The organism is Okeania sp. SIO3B5 (assembly GCF_010692555.1).
Classification (GTDB): domain Bacteria; phylum Cyanobacteriota; class Cyanobacteriia; order Cyanobacteriales; family Microcoleaceae; genus Okeania.
In genome coordinates, this window is record NZ_JAAHHG010000420.1 from 1 (window position 1) to 8,941 (window position 8,941).

The following is an 8,941-nucleotide window of genomic DNA, read 5'->3' on the forward strand; positions in this document are numbered from 1 at the left end:
TTTGAGCATGAAGAGCTGAAAACCATGTACTTTTTCAATACCTAAAAAGGCACTTACCTTTATCTGGCAATTATTTGATATTTAATCAGCAAGCCCTAACTAAGAACGATGGCCAAATACTCAACAAAATCATTCAAGTACTCAAGTTTATTGACTACTCCCCGCAGCTATTGCCGAGGGGATTCTAAGTTGATACTACGCAACAGGATAAATCCTTGTTGCTTCGTTTCTCATGATTCTGACCAAAGATATATTCTTTGGGGACAAGTCAAAGTGCCCCTACAGAGTCGGCTTAAGTCTAAACCTAGCTTTCTGCTTACTTTTATGATGATATTTGCAGCCCCATTACAGTCTGCACTCTTCACACCAATTATTACGTGCTTTATGCAAACCACGCTTTATTCTTTTTCCTGACGGCTTCCAATCATTGGGTTTTTCACCATAATTAGGTAGATAGTCACCATCTAAAAATGAAGCGACATTTGTATAACTGGCGTTGGTGTTTCTATAAATATTATTCCATACTCTTGACATAATTGAGCTATTCTTTTCGGTAAAATAAAATACATCGGATTAAAATCCGACTACTGGCCTTTCATCCATCGCTTAAAAGACGATGGCTTTCATGCTCCTGTGTTATTTAGGTAACTAGACTAATTATTTCTATTGGCAATTATAGAACTAATGCCATGTCTAATATAGACTTCGCTGGCCAAACAGTGATATATATACCTGTGGAAAAATATTAAAGCTTTTATTCGTGAATTGATTTTAGTCATATCCTTAAAGTTCTAACTATCAAGAATGGAGAAGTGGAGAAAATGTTACGCAAGCTTTTTGTGAAACTAGCGCTCCTTGGCATGGTCATCGCCTTGGTCAGCTCTAGCTTAAAATCATCAGCATTAAACCCAGAATTATTAGCTAGTACTAAAGACCAAAGTACAATAGTTATTGCTGATATTTCTAATAATCCTGCCAAAAAGATTAAACGCTACCAGCCCTTAGCAGACTACTTGGCCGAAAAGCTAGGCCAATTTGGAGTCGAAGTAGGGGATGTCGAAATAGCTTCTGACTTACAAGAAATGGCCAATTCACTCAAATCAGGAGAAATAGATATTTATTTTGATAGTCCCTACCCAGCCATGATTGTTAGCGATCTGTCTGATGCTCAACCAATTCTACGTCGCTGGAAAGGTGGTGTATCAGATTATTATGCTGTCATTTTTACCATGAAGGATCGTGGGATTCAATCCTTAGAGGATTTAAAAGGTAAGATGGTTGGTTTTGATGAAATTAGCTCTACTTCAGGCTATATGTTGCCCACTTCTTTGCTAATAGAAACTGCTTTAAATCCTCAAGAGAAAAGATCGGCTAGTTCGACAGTATCCCCTGATGAAGTAGGATTCGTTTTTACTGATGATGATGAAAATACTATCCAATGGGTAATTAGTGGAAAAGTTGCTGCTGGTGCAGTTGACATCGGTACTTTTATGGAAATTCCGGAAGTAAACCGAGAAGCCATGATAGTTTTAGCAGAAAGTGAAAAAGTAGCTCGTCATATAGTTTTAGTTAGACCTGAGATGAAAGCAGAAATGGTTGAGGCCATCAAAGCTATTTTGATTAAAATGGATCAAACGTCAGAGGGACGAGAAATATTAAAGAAGTTTGAAAAGACGGCCAAATTCGATGATTTTCCTCCAGAGTCAAGTATAGAAAGAATGCGAGAGTTGTATGAACTTGTTCAAAACAGGTGATTTAGATGGGCTTATTCAGGACTGGACAGGGGTCACTAGCCACCAAGTTAACACTAGCCATGACAGGTTTGGTTGTCATAGTAGTGGGCGGTGTCACTTGGCTATCTGTTCACCGTCAGCAACAAAATTTTCGTAGTGAATTGCAAAAACAAGCTGAAATCTTACTCAGTACTATATCAATAACAGTTCGAGACTCTCTCTACAGGCTAGATGCTGATTTTATGGAAGAAATCATGGAGCAGCTTGGAGAAGATCGAGTACTAGCGGCAGGCCGTATTTACGAAAAAGAAGGAAGAATAGTTGCTGATGCTTATGGTAAAGATGTTTTGGTTTACAATATTAGACCCGATCCTTTTGGCCAACGTCTCCTAGAGAGCGACGAAACAATTTTTGAGTGGGAATCTACTCAACTTCTTGCTGGTAAAGCGGTAGTTATTGGGCGGAAAAGACTGGGAGCTGTGAGTGTTGGTTTATCTACAACTCCCTTAAATCAAAAAATTGCTGATGTGCGTAATCAAGGTCTTATAGTAGCAGCTATGGCTGCTACTGCAGGAACTTTTCTGGCATTGTTAATTAGTCGCTCTATTACTGAACCTCTACAGGAAATGACTGTAGTTACTAAACGTTTTGCCTCTGGAGACCTAACTCAAAAGATGGAGATTTGTACCGGAGATGAATTAACTGTATTGGCAAAATCTTTTAATAGTATGGCCGATCAACTTAGAGAACTAATTCATAGCAAGGAGAAGCTAATTCGTAGTTTAAAACAAAGAGCAGAAGATTTACGTCAAAGCGAGGCTAAAAATAGAGCACTGCTTGATGCTATCCCAGATGTAATTTTCGGATTCAACAATAATGGGGTTTTTCTCTACTATAAACCTTCTAGAAAAAATGATTTACCCTGGTCTCGGGGTGAATTAATAGGTAAAAAAGTGTCTGAAATTTTGCCAGAAAATGCTGCAAAACAATATTTACAATATCTTGAGGAAGCACTTCAAACAGGAGATATTCAAATATTTGAATATGAGTGGTTTGTCCATGGGCAACGTCATCATTTTGAAGCAAGAATATTGGCAAGTGGTCAAAATGAAGTTTTGGCTATTGTTCGAGATATTACAGAAAGTAAGTTAGCTAATATAGAGTTGCAACAAGCAAAAGAAGCTGCAGAAGGTGCTAATAAAGCCAAAAGTATGTTTCTTGCTAGTATGAGTCATGAGCTAAGAACACCTCTTAACGCCATTATTGGCTATAGCGATCTACTGCGAGAAGAAGCTGAAGATTTAGGTTATGAAGAATTTGTTCCAGATCTGGATCAAATTAAAACCTCTGGTTTACATCTGCTAACAATTATTCAAGATATCCTAGATATTTCTAAGGTAGAATCAGGCGAGATGACTATATATGAAGAAGAATTTGATATCTTGACATTAATCAAAGAAGTCCAATGTATTGTACAACCACTGATTACGAAAAATGGTAATTCTTTTGAGATGCATTGTAGTAGCGAAATAGGGACTATGTTTGCTGACCGAACAAAAATTAAGCAAATCGTGATTAATCTATTGAGTAATGCTAGCAAGTTTACTCACGAAGGTATCATCACTTTAAAAGTAGTCCGGGAGGATAGCATAGAGCAGAATGGAAATGGTAGTAGAACATTGGAAATAGGGTCAGGTCATCTTTCAGATAATCAGGTATTAAATCAGATAATTTTTAGTGTAACTGATACTGGCATAGGTATGACTCCAGAGCAGATTGAAAAAGTGTTTCAGCCTTTTGTACAAGCTGATAACTCTACTACTCGTAAGTACGGTGGAACTGGTTTGGGGTTGTCTATCTGTCAAAAATTTTGTGAAATGATGGGTGGAAAAATTACGGTAGAAAGCTCTGTTGGTGTTGGCTCTACTTTTAGTATAAATATACCAACTGTTGTCACATTAAAAACTGACCATATTTTAAGTTCAGAATTATCTTGAAGAAGGAAGAAGGCAGAAGGCAGAAGGCAGAAGGGAAGAAAGCTTAAAAAGGAGAAGGTTTTTGATCACTAATTATCCGAACATGATATAAGTTATTGAAGAAGTAGTCAGTAGTCGAGGCGTTTTGCTCCGCAACATATAAAGCGGAGCTGTGCGCCAGCAAATGGCTATTCGCCTCCATAGCGGTACTTCGGCAAAAAATATGTTATATCAAATCCGGTTGAACAGTCGTCATTGCGACGATAGGAAGCAATCTTCTCAAACCCTGAGATTGCTTCCTTCCACGCAGTGACCGTCGCAATGGCTTAGCTATAGTAATTATCCTGATTCTATATTACAGCGCTTTTCGCTCTTGATGAACCACATCGTCATAACCAAAACCCAGTAGGGACGTTGCATGCAACGTCCCTACTGTGGTCTACTGAAATAAAAACCGCTGTATACTAAAGTATTTGTTACAGAGATACTTTTCCCACTATTGCCTGTTCCCTATTCCCTGTTTCCTGCTATAGCTAGGGCTTGCTGATTAAATCTAAAAGCATTGACGTATAAAGACAAGTGCCTTTTTTTGGTCGAAAAAAGTGCGCCTATTTAAGTCTAAAACGCTCAAAAAGTTAGTATTTTAGGCGCATAGTTGGGCAGAAAAATCTTGGGAAAATTCTTACTCCTACCTGCTCTAAATTCCCCGTTCCTCCTGTCTCCTGTCTCCAGTATAGCTGTCTCCTACCCTCACCCATAAGACTTTTTCAGCAAACCCTAGCTATTTTAGCCGCCCAAATGTGCAAATAAGTTGCCACCTCGCGCCAAGAAGCACCAGCGTTTCCTACTATTGGTTCAATATCTGCTCGGTCTAATTTTAATCCCACCTGTTTCACTTCTGGTAATGTAACTGCTTGAATGCGTTTTTCAGCCCAAGCAAGAATTGTCTCTAGGGTAAGGCGATGAAATCTAATCGTTCTAACTTTGAGTCGTACAAAACGCCCTACCCAAGACAAATCTTCATGGGTTCCAGCTACAATAGTCGCCCCTTGGTAAGAAGCTTGAGCTAGTGCAGCTAACAGTAAAGGTATGGGAATGCGGTCTGCTTCATCCCAATAGGTAATGGGTTCGACAGGAGGAATATGCCATCTTCCCCACCCAGGGGGATAATAAGTGTAAGAACCTCCAGTCTGTTTGCGCCAGTGGAGTAAATGAGAAGTTTTTCCGGCTCCTTTTTCTCCAATGAATTGAAAGAGAATCCGTTCTCTAGGTTGAGGAGGCTGGGAAAAACCTCGGTCTAGCCACAAATCTTCTGTAACACCAGGAATTTGTTCGGCAGTAAAAGGGTTACAACGTAATCCTAGTCTTTCGTAAGGGTTAATCCACACAATTTAAGCTCCTCTGGGAATCACTCGAAACTGTTTCACTTCTTTTTCTTTAAAATACAATTATGATCTTTCTGCAATGATGGAGGACTATTGTTGGGAATTTCAATTGATTTTTTAAATTCAATCTCTTGAGTATCTGGAAGTATCCTTTGGTTAATTAAAGGCTTTTCTAGAATAATTTGTCGAGCGGTTTCTTGATCGGTTCCAATATAATAAGTTGCTACTTCTGAACACCTTAACACTGCTTTCAAGCAAGTATTTTGATTCAAAGTAGCGCCCGAACGCAACGGACGGCGATAGTGAATTTTATAGCTACCCCCTAATTTTAAAGGATATTCAGAAAGAAGCAGTTCTCCAGAATTTTCAAATTTTCTTCTGTTATACAAACGTAAACACCAAACTGCTAGAGGTAAACAACTTAAGATGAATCCAACTCCACAGATAGCAAAAGCTATGTTGAGATTATTAGACAAATAATATATAAGCCAACCAAGAAAATAGAAAACAATTGCATAAGAAAAACAATTCATAATAAAGTAGCCAATTAGAAATAATTCCTGGTTATCCTCAACGATCATTTTGAATCCTTCTGGAGTATTCTCAGAGACTTTCAATTTACGGAGTGTGCGTGTAAGTGAATTCATTTGATTAATAATTTGTTGGTTATAGAGTCAATTTACAATGTCAATTTTGTCCAAAATTCCCAACCTTTTGTTGGTAGGCTGAGTTTTTCACTTTGCCTATTACTACATCAGATAGAATTACTGATTTTATGCAACTTAAATTCTGTGTTTCATAATGTAGTGTAAAAGTTGAGGATTCAGGTATTGACCCCTCCCTAATTGTTTGTAAGTATTTAACCAGACATGAAATTAAAGATTTTTGGGTTTTTAATACTACATATTTCTAATATTACAGCAGTTTTCATTTGGGTAAACCACTGTAAGGACCTTGCATGCAACGTCCCTACAAGGTTTTGATTGTGACGATGTGGTTTATAAATCAGCTCTCGGTCGCAATGGCGAAAATAGGTTCTACTGCGTAAGTCCTGATTAATTAGCCAAGGGTAAAAATGTTTTCTCTGATAAATTTCTCCCTGTTCCCTGTTCCCTATATCCCTAAATTTTTTATTCTGGATATTCAAAGAGACATAATACAATACGATTTCTCAAATCCTCTCAAATCAATAACTATTTTTGACTTCTGTGGAAGGATGTAACAACTTCTGGAATATTTTCTACTCTTTCCTGTTTAGCTGTCATTTTCAAGCTACAAGTTTTCTGATTCCAAATATAAGCTCCAATACCCACTGCTAAATTAGCAAAACAAGCAGCAGCAAAAATACCATTTACACCAAATAGCCAACTTCCTAAATATGCTAAAGGTACATACAAAAATAACATTCTTGTCATTGTCATCACTACCGAAGGCAAGGGTTTACCCAGAGCATTAAAAGTAGCACTAGAAATTAAAATCATCCCAGAAGCACCATAACTAATAGGTACTATCAATAAGTATTTCGCAGCAATTTCTATAACTTCTGGATTTTGGTCGAATATAGAAGCAATTAAACTTCCACCCACACTAAGAGCGATCGCTAACACAACTCCCCACAGCAGACAAAACTGAAATCCTAAGCGCAAACCTAAATATACGCGGTCGTACTTTTTTGCCCCCCAGTTTTGACCGACAAATGGACTGAAGCTGGCAGATAATGCCATTGGGACAATAACAGAAAATGACTCTACCTTAGAAGCAACACCAAAACCAGCTACTGCTGCGACACCATAACTAGCTATCAAGCTAGTAATGAAAGTAATCGAAATTGGTGTAATCATATTTGTGGCAGCAGCAGGTATACCAATATAAAGAATACTTTGCCAATTTCTGAGCAGGAGATTAAAACTTGGAAAACTCCAAGATATCATGCGTTCGCGGTAATGCAAAAAGAGTAAAGAGGCAATCAAAGTTGTTGCTCTTCCAATAACTGTTGCTAATGCTGCTCCTTGTAACCCCATGGCTGGAATTTTACCCACTCCGAAGATGAATATCGGGTCTAGCACAGCGTTGATCACACCTGCTACAATCATAATTAAGCTAGGAATAAATGTATTACCAGCAGCGCGAATAGCATTGTTACCCACCATTGGCACTACTATAAAAATTACTCCCAGATACCAAGTTTGCATATATTCTCGAATTAGAGGAAGAGTTTCTGCTTTTGCGCCTAAAGCTGTGAATACTGGATCGATAGTTGTTAAGCCTAAAATTATAAATATTCCGACTATCAGTAATGATAAAGTTAAGCTGTCAGTAGTGAGTCGTTTGACTTTGTGGCGATCGCCCAATGGACTTGTATCCCCTTCTCCAATAGCTCTAGCAATGACGGAAGCAGCACCTGTCCCCAAACCCATTGATATGCTACCTAATACCATTACTACTGGGAATGTGAAACTCATTGCCGCTAGTTCATTTGTTCCCAGTTGACCGACAAAGTAGGTATCAACTATATTGAATCCTATTACGGCAAATACTCCCCAAACCATAGGAAGTGTTAGCTTTATTAATAGTGGGCCTATTTTGCCTTCTGTTAGTTGTAGTTTCATCAGTATAAATTAGTCTATTTTACAAAACTTTACCATTTAAGTAACTTCATCTGAGAAATTGAAAAAATGCAGATATCATCTTCCATCGATCAACTCACTGAAAAAGCAAAACAGGTACTTAATGAAATTAACTATCTTACCTTAGCAACAGTAGATAAATCTGGACACCCTTGGAACTCACCTGTCTATTACGGCTTTGATGAAAATTACACATTTTATTGGTCATCATGGATAGAAAATCAGCACTCTCAAAATATTATTAATAATGGTCAGGTTTTTGCAGTTGTTTATGATTCAACCGCATTGAGTGGACAGGGATTTGGTGTTTATTTCAAAGGTATAGCTGAAGTTATTGAAGCAGAAAACACAATATTCAATAAAGCAATTGATACTATCTACACGAAAAATGGCAAACCAAAAAGAGACAAAAAATATTTTCTTAACTCAGGACAGCGACGTTTATTCCGGTTCATGCCAACAACTATTTGGGTTAATGTGAAAGAACCTTACGAGGATTATTTTCTTGACAAAAGAGTAGAAATTACTCAAGAAATCAAACAATAAAAAAAAGCCCATGTTGCGGGCTTATTGTAAATCTTAAAAAAAGGCATTAATATGAAACTTAACTAACTAGGGTTTGCTGAATAAGTATGAGTGGTAGGGGTAGAATCCAGCAATCCTGCAATCGGTGAAGTCAGGAGGAATGGGAATTATAGAAGAAGTAGTCAGAAGAATCGTCCCTTGATTTTCTACCCCTCGAAATGCCGAAAATCTTAGATTTTTGAACCATTACCACCTAAAAGCGGGTACTTTATTAGTACCTGAAAAGGGTAAAACCTTTACCTGTCAAGACTTTGATCTTTAATCAGCAAGCCCTAACTATGCCCATATCTATAATTTTTTTTCACCATTATGTCAGCAATTCTTAGTAGTGAAATTTACAGGAAATAATCACAATTTCTTCATCATAAACACTATAAACTAAGCGATGTTCTTGTGTAATGCGTCTTGACCATAATCCAGATAGATCGTATTTTAATGCTTCTGGTTTTCCTAACCCAGAGAACGGATCTCGTTGAATATCTTTAATGAGATTGACGATTTTAATATAAATTTTGGCGTTGGTAATTTGAGGTATGATATCAAATCCGGTTAAACAGCCATAGAATGGTTAAGTTAGGAGGAGTCAGGAGTCAGGAGTCAGGAGTCAGGAGGAGAAAGAATTACAAAGATGAGCA

At 37.7% G+C, this 8,941-nt stretch carries 8 protein-coding genes; 3 read left to right on the forward strand and 5 right to left on the reverse strand.

Annotated features, from left to right (window positions below; translation table 11 throughout):
* Nucleotides 1-345: 345 nt before the first annotated feature.
* Nucleotides 346-534: a hypothetical protein gene (locus tag F6K54_RS34070; RefSeq protein ID WP_293087998.1), complete on the reverse strand. Its 189-nt coding sequence runs from the start codon at nt 532-534 to the stop codon at nt 346-348.
* 287 nt (nt 535-821) lie between these two features.
* On the opposite strand from F6K54_RS34070, the gene F6K54_RS34075 reads away from it, so the two are divergent.
* Together F6K54_RS34075 and F6K54_RS34080 are read left to right on the forward strand one after the other, a co-directional pair.
* Nucleotides 822-1,754: a phosphate/phosphite/phosphonate ABC transporter substrate-binding protein gene (locus tag F6K54_RS34075; RefSeq protein ID WP_293088000.1), complete on the forward strand. Its 933-nt coding sequence runs from the start codon at nt 822-824 to the stop codon at nt 1,752-1,754.
* A 59-nt stretch (nt 1,755-1,813) separates the two neighbouring features.
* Nucleotides 1,814-3,730, forward strand: coding sequence for an ATP-binding protein (locus F6K54_RS34080; protein ID WP_293088001.1), 1,917 nt, complete (start codon nt 1,814-1,816; stop codon nt 3,728-3,730).
* Nucleotides 3,731-4,476: 746 nt separating this feature from the next.
* Here F6K54_RS34080 and F6K54_RS34085 read toward each other — a convergent pair.
* The 3 genes from F6K54_RS34085 to F6K54_RS34095 form a co-directional block, all read right to left on the reverse strand.
* Entirely contained in the window at nt 4,477-5,097 is a 621-nt protein-coding gene (locus F6K54_RS34085) for a hypothetical protein (RefSeq protein ID WP_293088003.1), read from the reverse strand.
* Nucleotides 5,098-5,132: 35 nt separating this feature from the next.
* Nucleotides 5,133-5,741: a hypothetical protein gene (locus tag F6K54_RS34090; RefSeq protein ID WP_293088005.1), complete on the reverse strand. Its 609-nt coding sequence runs from the start codon at nt 5,739-5,741 to the stop codon at nt 5,133-5,135.
* A 546-nt stretch (nt 5,742-6,287) separates the two neighbouring features.
* Nucleotides 6,288-7,703 (reverse strand): MATE family efflux transporter, encoded by a 1,416-nt coding sequence (locus tag F6K54_RS34095; RefSeq protein ID WP_293088006.1) that lies wholly within the window; start codon nt 7,701-7,703, stop codon nt 6,288-6,290.
* Between the two features lie 66 nt (nt 7,704-7,769).
* On the opposite strand from F6K54_RS34095, the gene F6K54_RS34100 reads away from it, so the two are divergent.
* Nucleotides 7,770-8,267, forward strand: a complete 498-nt coding sequence (locus tag F6K54_RS34100; protein WP_293088008.1) for a pyridoxamine 5'-phosphate oxidase family protein — start codon at nt 7,770-7,772, stop codon at nt 8,265-8,267.
* Between the two features lie 361 nt (nt 8,268-8,628).
* Here the strand turns inward: F6K54_RS34100 and F6K54_RS34105 are convergent, their stop codons facing one another.
* Complete coding sequence (locus F6K54_RS34105) at nt 8,629-8,844, reverse strand: Txe/YoeB family addiction module toxin (RefSeq protein ID WP_366558309.1); 216 nt, start codon at nt 8,842-8,844, stop codon at nt 8,629-8,631.
* Between the last annotated feature and the right edge of the window lie 97 nt (nt 8,845-8,941).